Origin of the sequence: Desulfovibrio legallii (assembly GCF_004309735.1) — a bacterium.
In the GTDB taxonomy this organism is placed as follows: Bacteria; Desulfobacterota; Desulfovibrionia; order Desulfovibrionales; family Desulfovibrionaceae; genus Desulfovibrio; species Desulfovibrio legallii.
On sequence record NZ_SIXC01000003.1, the window covers coordinates 169903 to 194772 of the forward strand.

Annotated in this window: 17 protein-coding genes and 3 tRNA genes; 4 read left to right on the forward strand and 16 right to left on the reverse strand. The window is 64.4% G+C overall.

Annotation, left to right across the window (positions count from 1 at the left end; genetic code table 11):
• Positions 1-89 precede the first annotated feature (89 nt).
• Positions 90-166: transfer RNA gene (locus tag EB812_RS03295), tRNA-Glu, on the reverse strand.
• A gap of 10 nt (positions 167-176) precedes the next feature.
• Positions 177-251: transfer RNA gene (locus EB812_RS03300), tRNA-Gln, on the reverse strand.
• A 362-nt stretch (positions 252-613) separates the two neighbouring features.
• Here EB812_RS03300 and EB812_RS03305 point away from each other — a divergent pair.
• From EB812_RS03305 to EB812_RS03320, 4 genes are all read left to right on the forward strand, one after another.
• Positions 614-2056: a putative sulfate exporter family transporter gene (locus tag EB812_RS03305; protein ID WP_118230040.1), complete on the forward strand. Its 1443-nt coding sequence runs from the start codon at positions 614-616 to the stop codon at positions 2054-2056.
• Between the two features lie 24 nt (positions 2057-2080).
• On the forward strand, positions 2081-2242 hold the full coding sequence (locus tag EB812_RS03310; protein ID WP_118230039.1) for a bacteriocin-type signal sequence: 162 nt from the start codon (positions 2081-2083) through the stop codon (positions 2240-2242).
• A gap of 79 nt (positions 2243-2321) precedes the next feature.
• Positions 2322-2558: a hypothetical protein gene (locus EB812_RS03315; RefSeq protein ID WP_118230038.1), complete on the forward strand. Its 237-nt coding sequence runs from the start codon at positions 2322-2324 to the stop codon at positions 2556-2558.
• Positions 2559-2946: 388 nt separating this feature from the next.
• Positions 2947-3384, forward strand: a complete 438-nt coding sequence (locus EB812_RS03320) for a 2-thiouracil desulfurase family protein (RefSeq protein WP_118230037.1) — start codon at positions 2947-2949, stop codon at positions 3382-3384.
• A gap of 106 nt (positions 3385-3490) precedes the next feature.
• Here EB812_RS03320 and EB812_RS03325 read toward each other — a convergent pair.
• From EB812_RS03325 to EB812_RS03395, 14 genes are all read right to left on the reverse strand, one after another.
• A tRNA-Pro gene (locus tag EB812_RS03325) sits at positions 3491-3567 on the reverse strand.
• A 71-nt stretch (positions 3568-3638) separates the two neighbouring features.
• Positions 3639-5711, reverse strand: a complete 2073-nt coding sequence (locus tag EB812_RS03330; protein ID WP_118230036.1) for an alpha amylase C-terminal domain-containing protein — start codon at positions 5709-5711, stop codon at positions 3639-3641.
• Positions 5712-5877: 166 nt separating this feature from the next.
• Positions 5878-6783, reverse strand: coding sequence for an NAD(P)-dependent oxidoreductase (locus EB812_RS03335; protein WP_118230035.1), 906 nt, complete (start codon positions 6781-6783; stop codon positions 5878-5880).
• 359 nt (positions 6784-7142) lie between these two features.
• Positions 7143-8813, reverse strand: coding sequence for a formylglycine-generating enzyme family protein (locus EB812_RS03340; RefSeq protein ID WP_118230034.1), 1671 nt, complete (start codon positions 8811-8813; stop codon positions 7143-7145).
• Positions 8806-10065, reverse strand: a complete 1260-nt coding sequence (locus EB812_RS03345; protein ID WP_207287306.1) for an ABC transporter permease — start codon at positions 10063-10065, stop codon at positions 8806-8808. The genes EB812_RS03340 and EB812_RS03345 overlap by 8 nt, the downstream gene beginning before the upstream one ends.
• Positions 10065-11039, reverse strand: a complete 975-nt coding sequence (locus EB812_RS03350) for an ABC transporter ATP-binding protein (RefSeq protein ID WP_236031565.1) — start codon at positions 11037-11039, stop codon at positions 10065-10067. Before EB812_RS03350 ends, EB812_RS03345 begins: the two co-directional genes overlap by 1 nt.
• Positions 11014-12990: a vWA domain-containing protein gene (locus EB812_RS03355; RefSeq protein ID WP_118230032.1), complete on the reverse strand. Its 1977-nt coding sequence runs from the start codon at positions 12988-12990 to the stop codon at positions 11014-11016. The genes EB812_RS03350 and EB812_RS03355 overlap by 26 nt, the downstream gene beginning before the upstream one ends.
• Before the next feature lie 13 nt (positions 12991-13003).
• Positions 13004-14095 (reverse strand): SEL1-like repeat protein, encoded by a 1092-nt coding sequence (locus EB812_RS03360; RefSeq protein ID WP_130957828.1) that lies wholly within the window; start codon positions 14093-14095, stop codon positions 13004-13006.
• A gap of 2 nt (positions 14096-14097) precedes the next feature.
• Entirely contained in the window at positions 14098-16716 is a 2619-nt protein-coding gene (locus EB812_RS03365) for a virulence factor SrfC family protein (protein WP_118230028.1), read from the reverse strand.
• 13 nt (positions 16717-16729) lie between these two features.
• Positions 16730-20035 (reverse strand): virulence factor SrfB, encoded by a 3306-nt coding sequence (locus EB812_RS03370; RefSeq protein WP_130957829.1) that lies wholly within the window; start codon positions 20033-20035, stop codon positions 16730-16732.
• Position 20036: 1 nt separating this feature from the next.
• Positions 20037-21356 (reverse strand): SrfA family protein, encoded by a 1320-nt coding sequence (locus EB812_RS03375; RefSeq protein WP_118230026.1) that lies wholly within the window; start codon positions 21354-21356, stop codon positions 20037-20039.
• Complete coding sequence (locus EB812_RS03380) at positions 21353-22492, reverse strand: S1 family peptidase (protein ID WP_118230025.1); 1140 nt, start codon at positions 22490-22492, stop codon at positions 21353-21355. Before EB812_RS03380 ends, EB812_RS03375 begins: the two co-directional genes overlap by 4 nt.
• Positions 22493-22826: 334 nt before the next feature.
• Positions 22827-23630, reverse strand: a complete 804-nt coding sequence (locus EB812_RS03390; RefSeq protein WP_118230024.1) for a glycine zipper domain-containing protein — start codon at positions 23628-23630, stop codon at positions 22827-22829.
• A 564-nt stretch (positions 23631-24194) separates the two neighbouring features.
• Positions 24195-24773, reverse strand: a complete 579-nt coding sequence (locus tag EB812_RS03395) for a TetR/AcrR family transcriptional regulator (protein WP_118230023.1) — start codon at positions 24771-24773, stop codon at positions 24195-24197.
• Positions 24774-24870: the final 97 nt, after the last annotated feature.

Sequence of the window (24870 nt, forward strand, 5' to 3'; positions counted from 1 at the left end):
AAGGCGCTTGTCTCTGTCTTTGGTGTAGAGCCAATTTGCCCCACAACGAAAAAAGCACTTACATTTTCATGTAAGTGCTTGATTTTCATTGGCGTCCCCAAGGGGATTTGAACCCCTGTCGACGGCGTGAAAGGCCGTTGTCCTGGGCCGGCTAGACGATGGGGACACCCTATATGTGGCTGGGCTGCAAGGACTCGAACCTTGATTAGCGGAGCCAGAATCCGCCGTCCTGCCAATTGAACGACAGCCCAACGCGAGAGATAGGTGTATGTGAAAGGCGTGCCCCTGTCAATAAAAATGTCGGCATTTTTTTAAAAAATTTCATACATGGCACGAAAGTAGGGAAAGGCGGTCGCCCTCGCCGGCGGTTGTTAAACTTTGAACGAATACTTGACAATATCGAGCATACAGGTAAGTTGACGTGGAGACGTCACTGCGGTTCCCAAATGCGGGCGGCCAGTGAGTTTCAGTGGTTCTTCCGTCGTTACCGCGGCAAATCCCGTCGGCCCAGTCGTATGTATCAAACAGATACAAATCGATTGTTGCGGCCGGGAGGTGACGGCAGAATGGTGTTTTAGGTTCACTTGCATAATCTGCATGGAGGAGTTTGGGTATGGCATCAACAAAGGCAGGTTATAATGAGGATAAAGTCGCCCTGCTGATTGGCTGCTTTATCTTCGTTCTGGGCCTCGGCAAAATGGTCGGCCTGGATCCGTTGGGTTGGGTTCTCAAAATGGGCATGTGGGTTGATAACCCCGTGGACAGCTGGCGTTCGGCCACCAAGGGCATGCTGCCCGGCTGGGGTGCGCTGGTTGCCAGCTATGTGTTCATTACCGCTTTGCTCGCCATCGGCGTTAAGGCCATGAAGGGCAATGTGGGCAAGTTCATTTATGGATTTACTATCATTTTCTTCATTGGCATCGCCTGCTACACCGTGGGCGCCAACGCTTACGTGGCCGCCAACCCCACGCAGCTCAGCAAAATGGGCATCACGTGGTCCTTGGGACTGAGCACGGAAGCGGGCCTGATTGTGGCGCTGCTCATGGGCATCTTTATCGGCAACTTCGCTCCCAACTTTGCGGAATCGTTGCACGATGCCTGCCGGCCAGAGCTGTTTGTTAAAATCGCTATCGTCATTCTGGGTGCGGAATTGGGCGTGAAGGCCGCTGATGCTGCCGGTTTTGCCGGTCACATCATTTTCCGAGGCCTCTGCGCCATCGTGGAAGCGTACCTGCTCTATTGGGCCCTCGTGTACTACATTTCGCGCAAATACTTCAAGTTCAATAAAGAATGGGCCGCGCCTCTGGCTTCGGGCATTTCCATCTGCGGCGTTTCCGCGGCCATTGCCACGGGCGGCGCCATCCGCGCCCGGCCTGTGGTGCCCATCATGGTTTCCTCGCTGGTGGTTGTGTTCACCTGCATTGAAATGCTGATTCTGCCCTTTGCGGCGCAGTACTTCCTGTACAGCGAGCCCATGGTGGCCGGCGGCTGGATGGGCCTTGCGGTCAAGTCCGACGGCGGCGCCATCGCCAGCGGCGCCATCACAGAATCGCTGATTCTGGCCAAAATGGCCGGTCTGGGCACCCAGTGGGAGCCCGGCTGGATCGTGATGGTGACCACGACGGTCAAAATCTTTATTGATATGTTCATCGGCGTCTGGGCTCTGGTGCTGGCATACATCTGGACCGCCAAATTTGATAAGACCCGCGGCGAGCGCACCATGACCTGGGGCGACGTGATGGACCGCTTCCCCCGCTTCGTGCTGGGGTATCTGGGCACCTTCCTGATCCTGCTGACCATCTGCCTGTCCTCGCCTGAGCTGCACAAGCTCGGTAAGGGCATGTCCGGCGCCATGAACGGCTTCCGCGTGCTCTTCTTCCTGCTGACCTTCTTCAGCATCGGTCTGGTTTCCAACTTCCACAAGCTGAAGGAAGAAGGCATCGGCCGGCTCGCCGTGGTGTACATCGTGTGCCTGTTCGGCTTCATCATCTGGATTGGTCTGTTCATTTCCTATGCCTTCTTCCACGGCATGACCCCGCCTGTGGTGGGTGCGTAGTCCAACGAAGGGAGAGTTACAGTTATGGATAACAATGAAGTGAAGCTCCATGAAGAAATCCAGAAGATGGAGTATGAACCCCTGGATCCTGTTGAACTGAAGCTCGTGCGCTGGAGCATCGGTCTGGGCATCTTTCTGCTGGTGGTGCTCTTTCTCATCAGCAAGTTCGTGATGACCACGCACTAGTCCGGGCAAAGATCAGACTTGTAACGCACCGGGAGGGGGGTTCCCCCTTCCGGTGTTCTTATAATCATAAGGATATGTTATGCCGCGCTACCATCTGCGTTATCTGAAGGGCCCCAACTATACGCTGAACCTGGAATATGAGGCGGTGGTGGAAGCCCCTTCCTTTGAGGCCGCCCTGGCCCCGCATACGGACTGGCCCATTACTGAAAGCTATGATCACGCCACGGCTACGGCCTGGAATCCCGGCACCAGCATGTATTATCAGGAATTGTGGGAAGCGGCCCTGCTGCCCGCCACTGAGGATGCCGACGCCTGAAAGTTGTGGACATCGTCGTTTTTTCCCCAGGAATTTCGTGGGACGAAAGTCGCGTGCGGCCGTGTACCGCGGCGCATTAAGGTCGTCCGGCTCCGGGGTGGCGGCCTTTGCCTGTAAGCCTTTTCAATGGTTGGAAAGACGCCCATTCCGGCGCATGCGCGTACGCTTGCCAGGCGTTGCGTTTTGCCTGGAGTGGGCGTTGCTGGCTTTGCCCCACTTTTGGGCGCTCTGGATAACGGCTTTTTACGCCGTGGACAGGGCCTAAGGACGCCACAGGACGTTTGTGCGCCGGAAAGTCTCGTTACCTTGGGCGTCGTTGGGCAAGTTCGGCAAATGATGGGGCGTCGTCAGTGGTAGGGGCGCGGCGTCTGTTTTCGGAGGCACAACCGTGAGAATCCGCTTTGTGGTCAGCGCCTGTCTGGCGGGCATCCCTTGTCGCTATGACGGCAGGGCCAACACCTGCTCCGCCGTTGTGCGTCTGGTGGCCTCAGGCTGTGCTGTGCCGGCCTGTCCGGAATGGCTGGGCGGCCTGCCTACGCCGCGCCCGCCTTGTGAACTTCACCACGAGCGCGTGTGCACATGCGACGGTGTGGATGTGACCGCAGCCTTTATGCTGGGAGCCCAAAGGGCGACCGACCTGGCCTTGCGGCAAGGCTGCACAGCCGCCATCCTCAAGAGTCGTTCGCCTTCCTGCGGTGCGGGGCAGGTTTATGACGGCTCTTTCAGCGGCGTGTTGCGGTCCGGCCAGGGACTGTGGGCGCGTTTACTGCTGGAAAAAGAATTGCGTCTTTTTTCTGAGGAGGCCTTGCCGCCGCTTGGGGTATAGGGGCTCTACCTCAAAAACGGGGACAGCGATTCGCAGAGAGAGGTGGTCCCCATATCCCCCAACGAGAAAAGGGAATTCATGTTTCCATGAATTCCCTTTAAATCTCTGGTCGGGATGAAAGGATTTGAACCTTCGACCCCTTGAACCCCATTCAAGTGCGCTCCCAGACTGCGCTACATCCCGACGCGAGAAATGTTCTTACGCGGCAACCGTCCTGCTGTCAAGAAAATTTCAGAAAAAAGAGCAGATAATGTTCAGGTCCGGTACAGGGCCAGGCCCACCAAGGGCGGCAGGTAGAGGGTGATGTCTTCCAGCCCGGTCTTGGGCGTGAAGCCGCCGGGGCGGGTAAAGTGTTCTGTGGGGCGGCTGCGCGGGTCCAGATTGCCGTGTCCGGCAAAGCGGGGTTCGTCTGAAGAAAGCAACTCTACATAGCGGCCCGGCGTTACGCCAAAAGTCACGTCGCTGTTGGGCGTTAGCTCGTGGAAGTTAAAAGCCAGCAGCAGTCTGCCCCGTTCAAAGGCCAGTAGGCGTTTGTCTTCATGGATGTACCGGAACAGCGGGGCTGTGCTAAAATTGCACAGGAAAGGCCGCACCAGCTCCAGCAGTTGTGCTTTGTCCCAGGCGGCCAGGGCGGCGTATTTGAGGTCCGACCGCTCGGCCAGCCGCCATAGCCTATGGGCGTGGGCTTCGGCGTCCAGCCATTCCGGATGGCCGAATTCATTGCCCATAAAGTTGAGGTAGCCCGCGTCCGCGGTGGCAAGGGTGATAAAGCGCATGAGCCGGTAAAAGGCCAGCCCGCGCGAGATCTTCCAGTCTTCCGCAGCCAGGCCCATGCCGGTATACATGGCCGGGCCAAGCAGCCGCCAGATCATGGCGTCTTCGCCGTTAATGCACTGGTCGTGGCACTCCACATAACTGATGGTGCGGTCATAGGGGCGGTGGTTGGTCATTTCGTGCCACAGGCTGCCCATATCGCGCGGGCTCTGCACGCATTTGGCCCAGTAGTCGGGAATGCCCATGGCAAAGCGGTAGTCAAAGCCCAGCCCTCCCGCTTCGGGCGGACAGGTCAGGCCCGGCATGCCGGAAAATTCTTCGGCTATGGTCACGGCGGCGGGGTGGATTTCGTGCGTCAGGGCGTTGGCCAGGCAGAGGTACAGTTCGCCGTCCGCGTCGGCGCGGGGCTGATTGTCCTTGCCGTAAAAGCAGCGTCCCGCATGCGAAAAATCGTCGTCCAGGCCGTGATCCAGATACAGAATGTTGCCCACGGCGTCAAAGCGGAAGCCGTCCACACGAAACTCTTCCAGCCAGTAGCGGCAGTTGGAGAGCAGAAAACGCCGCGCCGTCTCCTGGTTGAAGTCAAAAGAAGGCGTGCCCCACTGATTGTACTGGGGCTTGAAAAAATACGGACTGCCGTCATAGGCGGCCAGGCCCTGCTCGGTATTGGGGCAGGCGTGGCCGTGGGGAATGTCCAGCAGCACGGCCAGACCCAGGCCGTGGGCGGCGTCTACCAAAGCCTTGAACTGGTCCGGCGTGCCGCAGCGGGAGGTGGGCGCAAAGTAGCTGCTGACCTGATAGCCGAAGGAGCGGTAGAGCGGATGTTCCAGAATGCCCATGAGCTGCACGGCTGTGTAGCCGTCAGCCTTGATGCGGGGCAGCACCTGCCGGATAAAATCCGTATAGCTGCCTACACGTTCGCCGTGGTGGTCCGTATCGGCCTGGGCCATGCCCACATGGGCCTCGTAAATGCGCGGAAAGGGCGTGCGCGCCGGCCGACGGCGGCGAAAGCGGTAGGGCTGTTCCGGCCGCCAAATGCGGGCGCACCACTGGGTGGGCGTTAGCGCGTCCTGTTCCACCCAGACGGCAAAGGCCGGCACGCGTTTGAGGAGGCCGGCTTCTGCGGCGCTGGTGTTATTGTCCGTGTCCTGAGGCCGGGGCTGCACGCGCAGTTCCACATAGCTGCCGTGCCCCAGGGCGGCTTCGGGCAGAACCAGTTCAAAAATATCTCCGGCCAGCCGCTGAAAGCGACAACGGGCGTGGCGTTGAAACCGTCCTTTGTCCGTGACCAGCCAGACGGCTTCGGCCTGCGGCAGGTATTCCCGCCACCGCCAGACGCGACCGCCCCCCGGCCTGCGCAGCAGATGCGGCCCCAGCACCCGGTGCAGGTTGGCATAGGCCCGCAGAGAACCGTAACGGCTGCGGATGCGTTCCGCCTCGGCGGCAAAGCGTCGGCTGCGGGCCTGCAAAAATGGCCGGTAGGGCTCCAGCGCGGGGTCCTCAAAAGGATTGCGGGGGAGAGTGTCAAGAGGACGGGGGAATGGTGTTGGCATGGCGGCTGCGGGGCAGAGGTTCGCCCGGAAGAGCGGGGCGCGGAGGCGTAACTCTGACTGCCAACGGACGGCTGCGAGCCTCGGCAGCGGGGCCGAGGCCTGTGCCTGCAGCGATAACACGCGGTATGCCGGGTGGGGGTCTTACCCCCCATCCGACAAAACGGTTTTACTTGCAGCAGGGCGTCCAAGTGGCGCCGGAGATGTCGGCCAGGCCCTGGATAAGGGCCTGCGTACCCTTGCTGCCCTGACCCTTAGCCTGCATGATGCGGTAGACCTGTTCCGCTGCGGCAGTGCCGGGCAGGACGAGCTTCATGCGGCGGCATTCTTCAAGGCAGAGGCCCAAGTCTTTGATAAAGTGGTCGATAAAGAAGCCGGGGGCGAAATCGCCCTTGAGGATGCGGTCGCCCAGGTTGTTCATGGCCAGGCTGCCGCCGGAACCCGCGGCCACCAGTTCTTTCCACTGGGGCACGTCCAGCCCGGCCTGCTGCGCGAAAAGGAAGGATTCGCAGATGCTGAACATGACGCCGGCAATGGCGATCTGGTTGGCGAGCTTGGCCCGCTGGCCCATGCCGGCGGGGCCGCAGTGCAGGACTTTTTTGCCCATAGCTTCAAGGCAGGGCAGTAGACGTTGGTAGCCTTGCTTGTCGCCGCCCACAAAGATGCAGAGCGTACCTTCGCGCGCGCCCACGTCCCCGCCGGTAACTGGGGCATCCATGCTCAGGCAGCCCTTTTTCAGGGCTTCGGCGGCAATGCGTTCGGCCAGGACAGGGCTGGAAGTGCTCATATCGCAGACCACGCCGCCCTTGGCCAGGCCGGGCAGCACGCCGGTTTCGCCCAGAATGACGCTTTCCACGTCGCGGGGGTAGCTGACCATGGTAAAGACCACATCCGAGGCTTCGGCCACGGCGCGGGGGGTCTCCGCCCACCGCGCACCCTTGGCCAGCAGGGGGTCGGCCTTGGCTTTGGTGCGGTTGTATACGGTGAGGGGCAGGCCAAGAGCCTGCAGATGTCCAGCCATGCAGAGGCCCATGACTCCGGTGCCGATCCAGCCGATGCGTAATTTTTCTGCCATGTTCCAAACTCCTTTGAGCCATAGCGGCGGTCACTGCGGCAGTGGTGGGGGCGGATTGCGCCGCTTCCCTTCGCCGCGTGGATTGCGGTGTTGCAGCAAGGGGACGTCCCTGCCCCAGGCGGTCCGTCAGGGCCTTTCAGAGCGGCATTGCAACGCTCTGATGCCTCCTGGCGGTTGCGTCAGCAGTCGCCCGCCGTGGAGGCGCAAGGCTAGCATCAGCTGTTGCGACGCCGGAGCTTGACCCGTTATGGCGAAGGACGCTGCGGGCCAGGACAGCAGCGTTATGCGCTTGCGCGGGTAAGCGCCGGAACGCGCGTGCTGTAAACCTTGAGAATACATATTCTCAAAGGCAATCTGCTTTACTGAAAACGCCGTTCCAACAGTTCTTTTTGCATGGCCTCTCGCGAGAGGGGTTTGTTCCGGCGCGTCAGGTCCACATGGCGGCGGAACAGGTCCAGGTTACGGCGCATGTTCTGGTTAAAGGGGTCGTCGCCGGTAAAGTCCTTTTCCAGGGACTGGCGGGCGGCGGCGAGCGCATCCGGCGTGAGCCGGGCGGTCTCTTCCACCTTGCTGCGGTAAAAGGTCAGGGACTGGGCAAAGCTGGTATCCAGCATGGCCAGGCCTCTGTGCGCAGTATCCAATATCCCGCGCAGCTTTTCAAGTGTTGCGCCTTTGGCGGCGGCTATTTCGCGCCCCATGCTCGTGATCTGGGATTGCAGGCTGCGGCGGCGTATATCGTAATTGCGAATAGTTTCAGTCATATATACACCTGTGCGCAGCAGAGAGAGGGCCTCCAGCTGTTTCTGCCGCTCCTGCATGATGTTGTTTTCTTTGATGGTGGCGCGCAGGCGCAGCAAATTGTCGCGGGCCGCCTTATCTGGCGCGGCGGCCAGCAGGCGGTCCAGCTCCTCCAGCGGATTGCGGGCCGCGTCAGCGGTCACGGGCTGCTCGCCGGCCTTGTTCCAGTCGGCCAGCAGTTCTGCCGGGCGGTCGCCGCCGGGTGTGTTGATGCCGCTGACCACGGGCCGGAAGCCCAAATCGCGGGCGTGGGCCGGGCCATCGGCCAGAAAAAAGGCTGCCTCTTCTCTGCGGCCGGGTAAAATGCCCGCATCGTCGGAAAGGAAGGAACCGCCCTTGCGCACAAACCCTCCGGCGGAGCCGTGCAGCCGCCCGGCCACGGAAAAGCGGAACGTGTCCAGGACCATTTCCGCCGCATTGCCCGCCGTGTCATAAAGACCCAGAGGATTGGGCCTGCGCGAACCAATATTGGCCGTGGCCTCGGCCTGCGGGCCTGCAGCGGCTCGGTACACGGCGTAGTCCGCCTTGCGGGCCCCGGCCGGAAGGGCAAAGAAGTCTTCATCCAGCAATTGCTGGGCCCCGGCGGTCTGGCCGCCGCGCGCCGCGTATTCCCACTCGGTTTCCGTGGGCAGGCGCACAAAGCCCACGTTGCGTTTGTCGCCGGCAAAGCGGGGCAGGGCCTCCGGGGCGTCCTGCAAAAGCCAGGTGGTGTAGCGGCGGGTAAAGTCCACGGCGTCGTACCAGCTGATGTCCGTCACCGGGCGGGCGGCGTCCGCATCGGGCTGCTGCACGTTGGGGCAGGCGTTGTCCATGACCGCCCGCCACTGGAGGTTGGAAACCTCGTATTTGGCCATCAGGTAGAAAAAGTGTTCACCCTTGGGGGCCTGGGCGCGCCAGGACGGGGGCAGGTCCGCCAGGGTCAGCGCACCGGAAAGGGCGGCGTTGTAGCGGCGGTCGTAGAAGGCCCGGTCCTGGTGGGCGCTGTCGTCCAGGCCTGGACGCAGGGGCATGTCCCAGAGCAGGCCCTTGGCGGGCACGGCCACCAGGCGAAAGGCCATGCTCAGGCCGCAGGGCATGGGCAGCACGATGTCCTCTGCCTCTGGCTGGGGATTGCAGGCGGCGGCCGCGCTCACGGCGGTTTTGCGTTCCAGGGCGGCGTGGGCGTCGGGCGGGGAAAACAGCAGAACGGTCAGACAAAGCAACAAACCGAAGCGCAGGCGTATGTCAGACATCGCGGATGACCTCCGAWGGCTCAATGCGGGTAGCCCGCAAGGCCGGGCCCAGAGCCGCGGTCAGGGCCAGGCCGGCTACGGCGGCAAAGACCAGCAGCACATGCCTGGGCAGCAGGCGGCAGACCTGCTCCATATCGCCGAGGCTGGCCGCGAAAAGATGGTTGATGACCGCAGCGGCCGCGGCGTAGACGCCCATGGCCGTGGCCGTACCAAGCAGGGCGGTGAGCAGGGCCTGCACAAGAGGAAAGAGCAGCAATGCGCCGGTGCCGAAGCCCGTGAGACGCAGCAGCCCCAGCATGCGTTCCTTGCGTTTGACCCCGGCCAGGGCGCTGCTGGCTGTGGAAGCCAGAAATCCGGCGGCGGCGGCCGCGCAGATGAGTGCAAAAACGGTGTTCAGGGCGCGGGAAAGGCTGGTCACCTGTTCGATTTCCGCCGCATGGGTGTAGACTTCCAACCCCTGCCCGGCGAAAAACTCCCGCAGACCCGTGACGGCCTCCAGGGAGGAGGCGTACAGGCGGAAACCGGGGTAGAGGCGTGGGCCTTCCGGTCGCGGTTCGCCGGTCCAGCCCTGGGCCGTCCCCAGCTCCGGCACGGCGCGGCCGTCGCGGTAGTCCTCCGTTGCCTGGGCCAGGGGCAAGGGCACAAAGGCCACATCCTTCTGCTGTGCGGCCAAAGGCAGGACGCCCGCCACGCGCAGAGTCACGCGCGCCCGCTGCACCTGCCCCTGATAGCGACGCTCCAGCGTGCCCGTAAGCGTGTCCCCCAGGCTGCAGCCCAGTTTTTCCGCCGCCGGGGCGGAAAGCGTCACCTCCACGGGCGCGGCCAAAGGCTGGGCGGGCATGACGGGTGCGGGGACGCCATAGCGGGCAAGCAGGGGGTCGCCCGCGGCGCTGGGCTCCAGGGAAGCCGTCACGGTTTTGCGCGCGCCTTCCTTGCCGTTGCGCAGGTCCATGGTCGCGGCGATGGCGCGGGTGCGGGGCAGAGCAAAGGCCACGTCAGGCCGTGCGGCGAATTTTTCCACATCCTGCAGGGTAAAACGCCCACTGCTGACGGGGCTTACTTCCAGGTTGCGGGGGTCGTGCTGCAGTCTGTCCGTGAGGGTCTGCACCACGCCGAATTTGACGCCGTAGAGCACCAGCAGGGGCGTGAGCACGGCGGCCAGGCCCAGCACGGCGCAGGCTGAGAGCAGCGCTTCGCGCAGATAGTCCCGGCAGGCCAGCCGGCACATGACGCGGTGGGTACGGGCGGCCATCAGGACCGGACCTCCTTGTCGGCCCTGTGGGGCGGGCGGCTCTGGTCCGGCGTCGTGGCGTCCGGCTCTTCCGCGTCCGGCCAGGCGATGCGGGCCAGGGTCGCGTCCCCCGTGGCAGTCAGGCGTACGGGCACGGGGGTGAAACCAGCGTCCTGGGCCGCTTGCCTGTTGTGGGTGACCATGATGACGGTGATGCCGCCTTCGCGCGTCAGCTGGGCCAGCAGGCGCAGCACGGCGTCCGCGTGCAGAGGGTCCAGGGCGGCGGTGGGCTCGTCCGCCAGCACCACCGCAGGGCTGTGGGCCAGGGCCGCGGCAATGGCCACGCGCTGGCGTTCGCCCACGGACAGGGTGGCCGGGTACTGGTGCAGCAGTTTTGTGATGCCCAGACGTGCGGCCACTTCATCGGCGGCGCCCCCAAGATCCTTGGCGGGAGCCGTGGCGGAAGCCTTGCCCAAAACGTGGGGGACAGCCGTGGGCCGCGCGGGCGTAAGGCCCAGGGCGCGGCAGCGCAGCAGAATATTTTCCTGCGCAGTGAGAAATGGCAGCAGACCGCCGGTCTGCAGCACATAGCCCAGGTGGCGCAGGCGCAGCCGGGCCAGAGCGTCCGTGCCGCCGTGCTCCCAGGCGGCCAGCACGTCCGTGTGCGTGTCCGGCGTGGGCGCGAAGGTAAAGGCGGTTTTTTCCGGTGCGGCTTGTTCCGTTTTTGAAGGGGCGGACGCGGGCGCGTCGGGCCGCAAGGCGCAGGCCAGCAGGTCCAGGGCCGTGCTTTTGCCGCAGCCGCTGGGGCCCACCAGGGCCAGCAGGGAGCCGCGCGGCACGTCAAGCCGGTCTATGCGCAGGCAAAAGCCCGCGTCGCCGGGGCGGGTCTTGCGCACCCGACGCAGCCGGAACACCGGGTCCGCCGCAGGGGCGGCGGTGGGCGCAAGCGGCTGCGCGGGCGCGGCTGCCTCAGGGCAGCATGCGCAAGGGCACACGGTAGACCCACTCCCCGGCGTCAGTCTGGCCGAAGTTTTCCCAGTTGGCGCGGTCGCGGTCGTATTCTTCATAGCGGGCCAGGCGGGACTTGAGCCGGTTGATGAAGGTTGTCTGTTCGCCCACGCTCATGCGGTACCAGTCTTCCTCGCGCAGCAGCATGACGTCGCTCTTATAGGGCAGGCCGTCCAGAAATTCCGCCAGCACGCCCAGTTCGGCCAGGGTTTTGCCCTGGGTGGGCAAGTTGGGGTCGCGGGCCATGCGGGTGGAGGCGGAAAGCACCCCCTGGAAAAAGTCGCGCGCGTCGGTTTTTTTGGTGCGTTCGGCATTGTCGATAATGGTTTTAAGCTGGCTGCTCAGGTCGCTGAGCTGATTTTTGGTCAGGAGTACGGCCACCTCCACGCTGGGGACCTGCTCCTTGCGGGCCAGGCGGGCCAGATCCATATCCGCTATCCAGGAGTTGACCACGCTGGGGGCCTGATTTTCCCGCGCGCGGCCCAGGTATTCCAACTGCATGGCGTAGCCCAGCGTGGCAGCCAGACGGGCGGCTTCAGTTTCCGGCGTTTCCTTCTGCGGTTTTTCGTCCTTGGGTTTGGTCATGATCTTGCCCGCCGCCGTGTTGCGGACCATGTCCAGCATGCCCGAAGCCAGGGTTTTGGTCACGGCGGCGAATTGGGCGGCCCCGGCCTGCGGCGTGGGCGCGGCCACGGCCTGGTAGTTGGACTTTTCGCCGGAAAGGCGGCTCAGGGCGCGGTAGCTCTGTTCCGCATAGGCGTGGTTGGCCCGTCCTGCGGGGCTTTTGACGTGCAGCGCGGTGATCCAGATGCCCTTTTGCCGGGCCAGGTCGTTGACTTCGCTGGGGCCCATGCGCACGGAGGCGTAGGGATCCGTGCTCCTGAGCGGCCCGGCGTCGGAAATAAGCAGGATGAGCCGGGAGGCGTAGGGTCCCCAGTTGAGGTCCTGCACGGCGGCCTGCACGCCCGCCAGGGAGTCTTCATTGAAGTCGTGGCTGGAAACTGTGGCCTCCTGTACCTTGGCGAGGTTGTTTTCCAGACTTTTGCGGTCCTTGGCCGTGGCAAAGTCGCTGACCACTTTTGTGGTGTACTCCAGGCCGGGCCGGGCCTTGGTGCTGCTGCGGAAGGCCACTACGGCAAAGCCCACCTTGTCGGCCAGGTTGCTTTTTTCAATGCTGTCGTAGATCTGGCGCACCACGTTGAGGCTCTGGTCAATATAGGGCTTCATGGAAATGCTGGTGTCGAGCACCAGGGCAATGCCGGTTTTGGGCGGGCCTGAAGGCGCGTTTTTGTTCTTGCCGTAGTTGCCGGGATCAATGGAGGCCACCTGCAGGAACTTGACGCCCGCGTAAGGGTCTTTCATGTCCAGAATGGGCATGAGGTAGAAGCGCTTTTCAGAAACGGCCCCGGCGGCGTCCGCCGGTTCCGCGGCCACAATGGGCAGGCTTTCCGGTGCGGGGGCGCTTTGGGCGCGCAGGGCGGCGGCCTGCGCTTCCAGCGCGGTCAGGCGCGTTTCCATGTCCGGCGCGGCGCAAAGGTCGTCCAGGGCCTGCCGGGTGCGGAAAAAGAGCACGGGGTCGCGGCCGGTGCGGGGTGAGAAAAGCAGGGTGAGGGACTGGTTCCAGGCCGTGGTCTTGGCCGCTTCCAGCCAGCCCTGGGGCTGACTGGTGGAAACGCCCACCTGAAGCCAGCCCTCCTGCCGGGCGTAGACATAGAATACGGTGAAGGGCGTCACCGCCTGGGTCAGCACGGCGGCGTCGGCCTTGGGTTCGGCCAGCAGGGCCGCGCCGGGGTGGCTGACCACCCGTTGGTAGAGGCTTTTTTTGCCCTCTTGCAGCAGGGGGGCGGCCTCGGCCCACAACGCGCTCAGCTGCAGGGCGGTCAGGGCCAGCAACAGGCAACAACACACGCGCCGTACGGGGCGGAGAAGGGAGAGCATGGTTTTTCCTCGCTTATTTCCAGTCCTGCAGCAGGGCGGCGGCTTCGGCGTCGCCCTTGTCCGCCTGGGTTTTGGCGTAGGCGCGCAGGGCGTCCAGGGCCGGGCGGGCTTCAGCGTGGCCCTTTTGTAGGGCTGCTTCATACCAGCGTCTGGCCTGGGTCAGGTCCACAGGCAGGCTGCCGCGCGGCAGCCTGCTTTGTGGGTCATAAAACTGGGCCACCATGTACATGGCCGCGGCATTGCCCTTTTGCGCCGCGTCTTCCAGCAGCAGAAAGGCCGCGTCGCTCTGTTCCGGGCTCGCCTGCGGCGTACGCAGGGGACCGGCCGCGCTCAGACTCTGTTCCGGCTGGGCCTGACCGCGCAGCATTTCTCTGGCCATGCGCAGGGGGGACTGCTGCGCCGGTGTGCTCTGCGCCTGTTCAGCTTGCTGCTGTGCCGGAGCGGCCGCGTCTGTACTTCCCCTTGCGGCGGGCGTGTCTGCCGTTGCGGCGGGGGCCGACGGCGCGACCGGCCCGCGCAGGGCAAACCACCACAGGGCAAAAGCCAGAATGGCCAGGAGCAACAGACCCAGGATCAGGAGCAAGGGCAGATTGCGCCTGGGGGCGGGCGCTTCTGGCTCCAGGGCCAGGGGTGGCGCGTCGGGCGCGTTGAGGCCTTCCGCCGTTGGTTCTGCCGGAGCGGCTTCTTCCGGCGGCGCTGCGGGCTCCGGGGTGGGCGATGGGGCCGGTTCCGGTTCGGGATCCGGGGCCGGCGTGGGCGCGGCGTCCGCCAGGCCGTGCCCGCCGCGCATGGGCGAATAGACCAGCGGTCCTACCTGCAGCACGCAGGGCGCGGCATTGACCAAGGTCAGGCGGTAGGCGTCCAGATCGTCCAGCGCGTCCACCACGGCGGGGCCCACCAGCAGGCGCAGGTCTGCGCCCTGGCGTTCCCAGTGGTCGGGGCTGAGGCGGGTTTCGTTTTCCTGCCAGCCGGCGGTGGTGAGGCTTTTCTGGTCCGAAGCCCGGCGGAGAAGAAATGCCGGCCCGGCCGTTTCCGGGGCGTCCGCAATGACAATAACGGCACAGCCGGGGCCGCGCCCGGCGTCCGCAGTGATGGTGGCGCGCATGGCTAGTCCTTGAAAACCTGCAGGATGTCGCGCAGGCGATTATTTTGTTCCGGATTCACGTTCTGCTGGCCGTCAAAATCCACGTTCGTCATGATGTTGGCCACCAGGGCGCGCAGCCAGTCCGTATACCAGAGGCGGTCGTAGGGGGCTTCCTGCTCGCCAATGTGGGGTTCGCCCACTATATCCGGAGGCGGATCGAACAGGCTTACGGCCTTGCCTCCCTGGGTGAGGGTGCGCTCGGCCCGGCTTTTGTTGCGGGGGTCAAAGTCCAGCCAGTCCACAAAGGCGTTAATGGCGTCCGCCGCCAGACTGACCTGCTTCCAGACCTGTCGCTCGCGGGCCAGGTTGCCGTAGGCCGTGTTGCCGCGCAATTCAGCCTCCAGGTTTTCCCGCAGCCGGCAGCGGGCGGCGGCCTGGACCAGTTCGTGGCAGAGCTGGTCTACCTCCCGCGCGGGCAGGCCGAACAGTGTGCGCACTTCTGTGCTGCCGCCGAACTGGCGCAGGCGTTCGATCCAGTGGTCCAGTACCATAGTGGCGAACGCGCCCGCCGTGTCCCTGGCTGTGGCGGCGGTTTCCTGTACCGGTGCGGCCGGAGCAGCGTCGCCGAAAATATCGCTCAGGATGTCACTGGCAGCCACACGGGTACCCACCACCTGCGCGGTCGGGGCCTCGCCAAAGGTCGGGTTTTGCCAGGCGTTGCAGCACAGTTCGTAAAGGTCTTCGTCCCGCACCTGCAGACGGCGCAGCAGCGCGCCGAAGAGCTGTTTTTCCGCCACGCCGGCCAGCAGCGCGGCCAGGGTGCGGGCGAGCTGTTCTTTTTGGCGGCGCAGTTCTTCCCTGTCGTCGCTGCGATAGAAGGGGGCCAGGGCCGTGCGCAGACGGGCGTTGCGTTCCGTCAGGCTCACGCTGATCTGTCGGCGTTTGAGCTCCGGGTTGCACAGGGGCCGCAGGCGTTCGCGCAGCAGGGAAACGCCGCCGTCGTTGAGGGTCATGGCCGCCTGCCAGACAGTTTCCGGGTCGGCCACATGCCGCCGCACCAGGGGGGACTGGAGGAAGGCTTGGCGCACTTCTTCCACAAATGCGCGTTGCTCCGGGCGAATGCCGGTTTCTCGCCGCTGGTCGTAGGTGAAGATGGCCTCGCAGAGAAAATTGGGATTGCGCAGCAAAAAGACGTTGTTGAAGGGGTGCACGCCGTCCCAGTTTTGCGGCCAGTCGTGCATCTGGCCAAAAAAGTTGACCAGAGAGGATTCCAGTCTGGTGGTCCAGCGGGTTTCCACTGAGGGGGAGCCGGCCTTTTTTTCAAATTCCATGTCCATCTTGGTGAGCACAAAGAACAGGGCCGGGGGCTTGCCCGCGCGCATCTGCGGTTGTTCGCCGTGGGTGGAGCAGATCCACTCGTAAACGGCCTGGGGCAGATCCTGCACCTCCTGGGTGCTGGGGCCGATGCAGAGCAGCATGCTGGTGAGTTCTTTTTCCTCCCGATAGCGCTCAAAAAGATAGGCCACCTTGCCGCGCAGGAACAGTTCCTTGAGGGTTTCCTTTTTGCTTTCCAAGGCCTCACGCAGATTGGTGAATTTGTAGCGCGCCCGGTAGCCGGGAAAGTCCAGCAGGTCGGTGTAGTCAAAGAAATCATCAGGTTTTTCGCGCATGTAGATGGTAATCTCGGCCGTGAGGGCCGTGACGACGGCCCGGGGCAGGCGTGTTGTGCGGCCCGCGTCGGTGGTGACGGACAAGGTGTCGTCCCCGGCAGGCGTGCCCAGACCGTGCAGACGGGCCACGTCAATGATGCTGTTGGCACGCGGGATGAGCGCTTCGGGCGGGCAGAAGGCCTCCGTGGGGTTGCCCAGGTCGCGCAGAGCCGCGCAGAGTTCCAGATAGACGGCCTGAAACTGCGGCACGCTGTCCCAGATCAGGCCCAGCAGCGCGGCGCGGTCTTCCAGATTCAGGCGGGGGGCCAGCTCCACGGCCCGCGCCCAGTAGCCGTTTTGGAGCAGTTGGACGCGCGGGCGGGAGGCGAAGTTTTTGTGCACATAATCCCGCAATTCTTCCACATCGTCGCCGCTCAGGCCGCCGGACAGGGGCGCGGCGGCGGCGCGGGCGGCCAGGGCCTCCAGGGCGGCGCGCAGGGCGTCGGCATCGGGGGCGTCTTTGTGGTCGCAGTCGGCATAGTAGGTGTTGGCCAGCACGCGGGCCACGTCCGTTTCCGACAGCAGGCGCAGGCGGATGGGATAGGCCGCGCTGACGCCTTCGGGCCTGGTAGTGGTGAAGCGGGTGACCAGGCCTGTGGATTCCTTGCCGCCTTCCGGGTTTATTTCTTTGATGAAATCGTGTTCTGCACCGCAAAAGTCGGCCAGCAGCACGCCCGCCGCATTGCTGGCCAAGGCGGAGATAAGGTAGGACTTGCCCGATTGACTGGGGCCAAAGACGCCCACGCACATCTTGCGCACGGCCGCCTGCTCGCATTTGCTGAAAAAACGGGCCGCCTGGCGCATGTCCTTTTGCAGGGCCGCGCGTTCGCCGCCCACCAGAGCGGCGTTGTCCGCAAGCCAGCCGCCGGCTTCACGGGCGGTTTCGGCCAGTTGGCGGCAGTGCCGCGCCAGTTCGCTATCCTGCTGTTGCATGACGTTCCCCATATCAGCCGGCGTCGGTCACGATGCCCGTGTCCAGCCAGTAGCCTTCGTCCAGTTTGAGGGTTTGCAGGCGGATTTCCAGATCGCGCCGGTCCACGTTGCGACCCTGGTTGTCCTCAATGGCGTCAATGTGGAACTCGCCTTCGCTGCGGTTTTCGTCCCCGTCGACAGTGYGGGGGGCGTCGTCCCAGACGTCCGCTACGCTCAGACGCACTTCCACGGTATAGGGCAGGCGTCCCGCAGCGCGGGAGCGCGCCGCCTCATCCGCAAACGTCAGCAGGTGGTAGCGGGTGGTAGGCCAGCGCTCGGCGTCCAGTTGGCGGTAGCCGATGGAAAGGGGACCGCTGAAGGCTACTCTGCGGCTTTGTTCGCTGCCCTCATTGCTGTCCACGTCCACGGTAAACCAGACCTTGGCCCGGCGCAGCTGGCCGTTGATGTCTGTTTCGCCAATGTAGCGCGCTGTGGAAGTCAGGCGCAGCGATGCGGAATCAAAGGAAAAACCTTCCAGGTGTCCGTCGGCCAGAGCGCAGAGAATGGCCCCCACCACTACGGTAGTTTTGGGGTCGCTGATGCGGCCCAGAGCGTCGGCAAAGGGGTACCAGGCCCCCGCGCGGTAGCGCCGCATGGGGATGATCCTGTCCGGCGGCACGGGCAGCCGGGCCAGCACCGAATCCACCACAGCCGACCAGGCGCTGGGGCGGCCGGTGAGCAGCAGCACGTCGCAGTCGTACATGTGCACCAGCTCGCAGAGGGCAGAAAGCGGACCGCCCAGGGTGGCGCGGATGGTGGCCCCCACAGCGGCCGGGCAGACCTGGATGGGCACGTCCAGAATATTGAAGCGCTGGATGGCGGGTGCGGCGCGGCGCACCAGCTCTTCCACGGCCCGCAAGGTGTCCTGCTGGGGACGGGGCGCGGGTGCGGCAAAGAAGGGCGCATCGGCGGCGTCCCCTTCGCGGACGTTGTCCTGGCCGGGCTGGGCGGCGGCGTCCTGCGGCAGGTCGGCGGACAGGGGGCGGCTCCTGCCGTCATTGACAGCGTTTTTGGCGTTGGCATCTGTGCCGTTTTGTCCCGGAGCGGGCGGGTCGTCGGCCCCGGCCGCAAGGTTGCGCCGGGGGTCGGCTTCAAAAAAACGCTCCAGCGGGCAGGTCTGGTTGAGGCCGTCCAGATCCGGATTCTCGCAGGCGGCCAGCAGGCCCAGGGCCACGGGCACGGCGATCTGCCGCACCAGGCGTACGCGGGTATTGCGTTCTTCCTGCGACATGCCGATGGCGTCCCGGCCGAAAAGCTGGCCCAGCAGGGCGCGGGGTTCGGCCAGGCCCTGGGCTTCCAACGCCTTGCCGATAGCTGGGATGACGTGGTTGGCCACCACTTCGCGCAGCACTTCATCTCCGGCGATGTTAAAACCATCGCGAAATGCGGTATGGGGCACAATGCGGGGGGTATCGCCTTCGCCGCTGGCCAGCTCAAATGTGGTAATGGAAAGGTCAGTAGTGCCGCCGCCGATGTCTATGGAAGCCATGCGCACGCAGGGCCGGTTGCCGCAGGCCGCGCGGGGTTTGCCCATGAGACGGAAGAGGTGGTGGGCGTCACCGTGCTGTTTGACGGCCAGTTCGTTATAGAGGAGCACCAGTTGGGAGCAGCTGGCTTCGTCCCAGTCGCAGCGCACCAGCGGGCTTTGGCGGTAGTCGCCCCCGGTCTGGACCGCAGGCGCGGGCGCGTACCACTGGCTCCAACCCAGGGCCTGCCAGACTACCCGCACGGCCCAGGTGACCCAGCGGCGGAAGATGCGTTTTTCCGCCACGGGCATGGCCGTGGGCACGGTAAAGATGAGCCGCCGCAGGCGGCGGGGCAGATTGGGTTGCTCCCGGCGGGCGCGGGTGGCCGGGGAATTAATGGTGACCAGGGCCTGGGTGAGGATTTCCCCCAGCATAAAAAGCATGAGTGAAGAGCGGGTGAACAGGGATTCAAAGATGGGTTCGGCCTGCTGCTTGCGCAGGGCCGGGCTTTTTTTGAACAGGGGGTCGCCGAAGCAGGCCAGGGGCGTGCCCAGGGGGTTGAGCTGCCGGGGGAAGAGCCCGCGGCTGACCATGGGCTCTGCCCTGCCGCCCGTGTTGTAGCGCCAGCTTTGCAGCCAGGGGCGTTCGTCCCAAAGGTAGCGTTTGGGGCTGGACATGCCCGTGGTGCCTTCGGCGCACACGGCCTGGGTGGCCAGGCGGGCGGCCTCCGGCCCGATGCGCACGGCCGAGGGCCAGGCAAAGGCGGGCGTCTGTCGGCCGGAGCGGCGGGAAAGGGCGTCGTTGCCGAACTGGGCGTCCACAAATTCCACGCGAGTTTCAAAAGGTTCGGCGTAGACGTTTTCGGGCTCGCTCAGGTCACGCAGTTCCAGCAGATAACTGTCGTTGAGGTTGGTGACGCGCTGGGGCAGGGTTTCCACCAGAATGCCCGTGGTGCGCGAATTGCCGATGTCCAGCACCAGGTCCACGTCCACGGGGGTGTCCCGGTCCGGATTGATGACCTGTACGGCCAGGTGTCCGCAGGCTTTCTGCAGGATTTCCAGCCAGGTGAGGTAGGAGGCCAGGTGCTCCAGCACGTTGGCGGTGTGGTCCCGCCAGGAGCCGCGCCGACCGCGTTCGGAAGATTCGGCCTGCTTCAGGGTGTCGTAGAGCCCGGCCAGCCACTCGTCCACCCAGGGCGCGTTGAGAAACCAGGCGTTGTCGCGCACATGGTGGGCCAGCATAAAGTGCCCGTGGTCCGTCACGTCCTGGGGCGAGAGGGCATAGTAGCGTTCGCCCTGTTCCGGCCGATTTTCCACGGTGGTGTCAAACAGCAGGACCACGCGCGTCATGCCGGGATGCCGATCCGAGGGGGTGACCCTGGCCCGCACCCAGTTGGAGGGGCCGTACTCAAAGCGCTTGCCTCCATCGGGCCAGAACTGGTCCAGGGTGCGCAGAAAGGGTACGGGCAGCCACTGCCCCTGCCAGAGGTCCCGTTCCGTCAGGGCGGATTTGGCATATATCTTGAGTTCGCCGTCGTCAGGGGTTCCACAGGGCTGCCCGGTGATCATGTCCACATAGGTTCCGCTCTGGCTGGTGTCCGTTTTTTCTTCCCGCAGGCAGTGCAGCAGGTGTTTGTAACGGTTTTCCGTCGCATCCGGCATATCCGGGGCGTTGGCTTCCGGCTGTCGCACCTCTTCATAAAAATAGCGCTTCAACGACGCGAGGTCGGACGTCGGCAGTTCAAAATCCAGAAACTGCGGGCAGCCGCCAGGGATGATGCTGACCGGGGAAAGATACCGGGGAATGGCGTCCATGCTACTTCCTTCTGAAGCGGGCGTCCCACTTGTGGTTGGCCCCGCCCAATTCTCTGCCCTTGCACTGGGTGGTGTTTTCACTGCCCGTGCACTCCACCTTCTGCGGCACATAGGTGCCGCCGCGTGGGCAGCGGGCCTGGTTGGACTCAAACTGCAGGTTGCCGCCCTGGAAGCGCGCCGTGGCCGTGCCGCTGCAGACCTGGCCGTTGCGTTCGCGCACGAAACGGCGACCTTTGCCGCTTTTATCAAAGCAGTATTCCGCCACGATGGGTTCGTTGGACGGATGGGAATAGAGGCCCGTTTCGCTGGTCCAGCAGCCTTCCAGAAAGCTCAGGTCGTTCTTTTTGGCAGCGTCTTTGGGAATGTTCAGATCCTCATTCTTTTTTTTCTGCGGCTGCGGTTTGGGCTGTTCCACGGGCTTGGGCTCGACCTTGGGTTTGGGCTGCGGCTTGGGCTGTTCTTTGGGTTTGACGGGTTCCGGCGGCGTTGCCGGCGTTTCGCCAAAGAAGGGCGTAACCACTTCCGGCTCCGGCGCGACCGGCGCCGGCTTCTTTTCCGCCACGGGGGGCGTTGCTGGCTTGCACTGGGCCGCGCGCTCCTGCAGCTGCCGCCAGAGCAGGGCGAGTTCGTCCTCCTGGGCGGCGGTTTTCTGTTCTTCTGCCGTAAGGGCCGTGCGGTCCACCGGCGTGCAGCCCGTGGGCAGGGGCGGGGGTAAAAGCCCCAGAGCCGCGCCCAGAAGCCAAAGCAGCAAAAGCAGCAGAAGCAGAGGCAGCAGCCAGGGCAGGCAGCCCGGCCTGGCTGCAGGGGCCACGGCTGCGGGCATTGCCGGAGGCGGCGGGGGGGCGGCCGGGCCCAGACGGGCCAGGTCCTGCGGCTGGGCGCTGCCGCTGCTGGGCCCAAAACCCCAGTTGACAAGCACGGGCCTGCCGTCCACGCTCCAGAGGTCTTCGGGCGCGGGGTGCTGCAGGGCCAGGCGCAGCATCTGTCCGGCCAGGGCCTGGCGGGCCTGGGCGTCTGCCGTGAGGCTTTCGGAAAGCCCCCGGATGTCTCTGGCCAGACCTCCGGCTTTGGCGCGCAAGGTGTCCGCTTCCTGCGGCGGCAGATCGGTCAGGGGCACGGCCGGGCCCTGGCCTGCGGCGTACCAGTCCACGCTGTCGTTCTGGCTGTTGTGCTGGGGTTCGGCCAGCAGGGCGGCGTGCTCCTGCCCCAGATGGTTGAGCACCAGCGTGTGCAGCTGCTCGTAACAGTCCGTGGCAAATATCCCCTGACTGGCCAGGGCGCGCATGCGCCCGCGCAGGCTGGTGGCGATGCGCACGCTCATGACCGGCCTCCTGCGGCGGCGGGCGCGTCACGGCGCACGGTCAGGCCGGCCTTGCGTAAAAAGTCCGCCAGGCGCGCACTGACAATGGCCAGACTGGACTGCCGGTAGGAGGCGTCGTCCAGTTTGATGGCGGTATTGATGCCCACCACCCGGCCCTGCTCGTCCACCAGGGGGCCGCCGCTGTTGCCCTGGGAAACCGTGGCCGTGTGCACGATAAGGGGCGGCGTGCGGTCCAGCACCACGCTCACCACGCCGTCGGTATAGACCACTTCCGGGGCCTGGGCGCTTTGGCCGCGCAAAAGGGCTGCAAATTTGGGATCGTCCGTGGTGACCGCGCCGGGAAAGCCCCAAGCGCTGACCCTTTGGGTGCGGCTTACCGTATCGGTGAAGGCCAGGGGCGTGATGGCGGGCGCGTCCGGCACGGCCAGCAGGGCGAAATCTTCGTTGTTGTTCACGCTCAGGGCTTTGACAGTGGCGGCCAGAGGCTTGCCCAGAGCCTTGTTGACCACCACGACCTGACTGGCTTGCGCCACCACATGTGCGTTGGTGGCTACGGCCCCCTGGGCCACAAAAAAGCCCGAACCCAGCACCAGCCCTTCAGGCCGCAGGGCCAGGACCAGCACGGTGGCCTGTTCCAGCAGCGCCGCCACGCTGCCGGGCTGGGCGGCCTGCGCGGTCGGGGCGGGCGTTGTGTGGGGCGTGGCCGCTGCGGTGGCCGGGGTTTCGGCCTCTGCGGCCGCCTTCGGCGTCGGGCTTTGTCCGGGCGCGGTCACGCCCAAGGGCGGCCAGGTGATGCCGACGGGGGGCGTGAGCAGGGGCAGCTGCCGCTGCACTTCGCAGGGGTCTTGGGTGAGCAGAGCCCGCAGCCGCTGCAGAAAAGCCGCCAGCTCGGCGTTGTGCTCACGGGCTGCGGCGGTTTCCTGATCCAGGCGGGCCTGCGCGGCAAGAGCGGCCTGTCGCTCCTGCCAGAACAGCCAGGCGGCCAGCAGGGCCAGGGCCAGCAGCAGAAGCAGGGACCAGAGCAGCGGCCGGGCGTACCAGGGGCGCGGGGCCGCGTCTGTGACGTCCGTTGCCGGATCGGGCTGCCGGACCTGCTGGGGGTCCTGCTGGGGGGATTGCTGCTGGGATTGTTCCATGCGCCGCTCCACGTGGCACTATACCTTTAAAGGAAAGCATTGCAACTTTGAGAGTATCCATTCTCAAAGATTTTACTACGCTCACTTCGGTGCTTGCCAGCGCAAAAAACGCGCGCTTACACCTGTGTGACGGGCGGTTGCTTACGCCGCCTGCATACGACCTGCCTGCACCTGCAAGGCAGCGGAGCCGCAGGCTTTTGCGCGCCTGCAGCCGCGCCGGAAACGACGTCCCCGGTCCGTGCTGGGAATGGGGCGGGGCCGGGAACGGGGCCGGGGCCGGGAACGGGGCCGGGGCCGGGAACGGACGGCACACGGTCAGGCTGTCCGTGCGGCCTCAGCCCAGAAGATTTTTGACGGTCTCGTCGTAGCTGGTCACCCTTTGGTCCAGGTCGTTTTTGGTGCTTTCCAGATCCTGCCGGGACTGCTTCCATTCCGAAGCCGAGGCCGCCACATTGCTTTTGGGGGCGGCCGGTTTGGCGGTTTTGGTTTTTTTGCCGGCAGGGGCTGTGGCGGCCGTCGGCTGTGCGGTGGCGTAGGGTTCGGCGAGGGCCTGGCGGTATTCGCCGTCCTTGCGGGCCATGGTGGCGGCGGTGTCACCCAGAATATACGAAGTTTCTGCAAGACCGCTGCGGATTTCGTCGTAGCGCTGCTGAAATCCCAGACGGGAGATCTGTCCGGCCCGGAACTGGTCGGCGGCCAGTTTGAATTGTTCGTCGTAACACTTGGCGGCCACTTTGGCGGCGGCGGTGGAGCGGTTCATGCTGGCCGCCTCGGCGCCCAACTGCCGGTTGTAACTTTCCACGTAAGCCGCATCACGCTTTTTAGCCTGGGATTTGCCGTAAATATTGCCGCCCACAGCGCCGACTGCGCCGCCGGCGGCGGCTCCGGCCACCGCGCCCTGCACCTTGCCGGTGGCAAGCCCGCCGATGAGCGCTCCCAGCAGTGCGCCGCCCACGGCCCCTGCGGCCGTGCTGGAACCCGTGCTGTTCTCATCCTGACGGAGGGCGCTGACGGGCTGATAGCACTGGGGATAATAATTGACCTTGGTTTGTTGTGCGCCGTACTTGCTGGCGCAACCGGACAACAACAGGCTGCCCGTCAGGAGCAGAAGGACGGGCAGTTGCAGATAACGGGGCATGTACGGCCTCCTGAAAGCGGTTGAGGAAATGCCAACATGGCGATGGTACCGCAAAAGAAGGGCAAACAGCAAGCGCCGCCATCGCCGGGCAGCCGACGGACAAAGGCTGACAAGCCCGTGTGGAAACGAAAAGGGGCTGCCCCGGCAGGAGGGGCGGGACAAGGCAGGGGGAACGGGGGCAGCCGCGTTCAGGGCCTTGCAAAGGTGCAATGTCCTGGCGGTTGCGTAAGCAGACGCCCGCCGGAGAGGCGCAAGCGCAGCTGCAGCCGTTGCGACGCTGGAGCTTGGCCCATTACAATGAAGGAAGTTGCGGGCAAAGACAGCAGCGCTGGCGCCGGATGAGGACAGCACCGCCATGCCTTTGCGCGGTTCAGCTCCGGAACGAACGCGCCGTAACCTTTGAGAAGGCATATTCTCAAAGGTAATCTGCCCCAGACCATTTCGGCGGGAGGGGGGCGGCGGCCTCTGGACGGACGCAGCCCCCGTCGGTTGCGGGCGGAGGGGCTGGCGCGGGCTCTGGGTGTTGGCGAAAGGCGGCGAACAGGGCCGCAGCCTGAACCGCAGTCAGGGCCGGATGGAGCGGGCCACGAAGTCCAGCACTTCCTGATAGAGATCCGGTGCGGCGTAAGGCGTAAGCACGCGGGTACGGTTGGCCCCCACCATGAGCGAAATGATGACCTGCGCGGTGGCGTGGCTGTCTACCGAAACAATGCTGCCGTCGGCCACGCCCTTGGCGATGACCCGTTCCAGCTCCTGGTGCACCTGAGAGAACATGGAATCCATGATGTCCCGGTCCGTCTTGGTTTTCATATCGCTGTAAGGAGAACATCGCACCAGCACGAGCCAGCTGGAATCCGGGTCTATGGAAAAATCAAGATAGGCCTTGCAGAAGCGCAGCGCGGCGTCAAAGCCGTTGTGTCCCTGGGCCGTGGCTTCGCGCAGCTTGACGAGAAAGTGTTCCAGCACGTCCAGTCCGGAGGCGAGAAAGAGCTTTTCTTTGTTGCCGTAGTGGTGGGTCAGAAGGCCCAGGGCTACGCCCGCCCGTTCGGAGATTTTTTTGAAAGTGGTTTCCACATAGCCATATTCGCCGAACAGTTCTTTGGCCGCCTGGAGCAGAGCTTCTTTCTTGTTTTTTTGCGTCATGGTCGTGGGCGTTGGTTGTTGGAACAGTCAATGGGGATGCGCGTTAAAAAACATATAACCTTTGGCGTAGCCCTTCGCAAAGGTCTATACAGGTCTT

What these genes read in the sequence shown, in the direction of transcription:
- EB812_RS03395 (WP_118230023.1), bottom strand. Translation starts at nt 24,773, where the DNA reads ATGACGCAAAAAAACAAGAAAGAAGCTCTGCTCCAGGCGGCCAAAGAA.
- EB812_RS03315 (WP_118230038.1), top strand. Translation starts at nt 2,322, where the DNA reads ATGCCGCGCTACCATCTGCGTTATCTGAAGGGCCCCAACTATACGCTG.
- EB812_RS03380 (WP_118230025.1), bottom strand. Translation starts at nt 22,492, where the DNA reads ATGGAACAATCCCAGCAGCAATCCCCCCAGCAGGACCCCCAGCAGGTC.
- EB812_RS03355 (WP_118230032.1), bottom strand. Translation starts at nt 12,990, where the DNA reads ATGCTCTCCCTTCTCCGCCCCGTACGGCGCGTGTGTTGTTGCCTGTTG.
- EB812_RS03340 (WP_118230034.1), bottom strand. Translation starts at nt 8,813, where the DNA reads ATGTCTGACATACGCCTGCGCTTCGGTTTGTTGCTTTGTCTGACCGTT.
- EB812_RS03390 (WP_118230024.1), bottom strand. Translation starts at nt 23,630, where the DNA reads ATGCCCCGTTATCTGCAACTGCCCGTCCTTCTGCTCCTGACGGGCAGC.
- EB812_RS03305 (WP_118230040.1), top strand. Translation starts at nt 614, where the DNA reads ATGGCATCAACAAAGGCAGGTTATAATGAGGATAAAGTCGCCCTGCTG.
- EB812_RS03335 (WP_118230035.1), bottom strand. Translation starts at nt 6,783, where the DNA reads ATGGCAGAAAAATTACGCATCGGCTGGATCGGCACCGGAGTCATGGGC.
- EB812_RS03310 (WP_118230039.1), top strand. Translation starts at nt 2,081, where the DNA reads ATGGATAACAATGAAGTGAAGCTCCATGAAGAAATCCAGAAGATGGAG.
- EB812_RS03330 (WP_118230036.1), bottom strand. Translation starts at nt 5,711, where the DNA reads ATGCCAACACCATTCCCCCGTCCTCTTGACACTCTCCCCCGCAATCCT.
- EB812_RS03375 (WP_118230026.1), bottom strand. Translation starts at nt 21,356, where the DNA reads ATGAGCGTGCGCATCGCCACCAGCCTGCGCGGGCGCATGCGCGCCCTG.
- EB812_RS03360 (WP_130957828.1), bottom strand. Translation starts at nt 14,095, where the DNA reads ATGCGCGCCACCATCACTGCGGACGCCGGGCGCGGCCCCGGCTGTGCC.
- EB812_RS03365 (WP_118230028.1), bottom strand. Translation starts at nt 16,716, where the DNA reads ATGCAACAGCAGGATAGCGAACTGGCGCGGCACTGCCGCCAACTGGCC.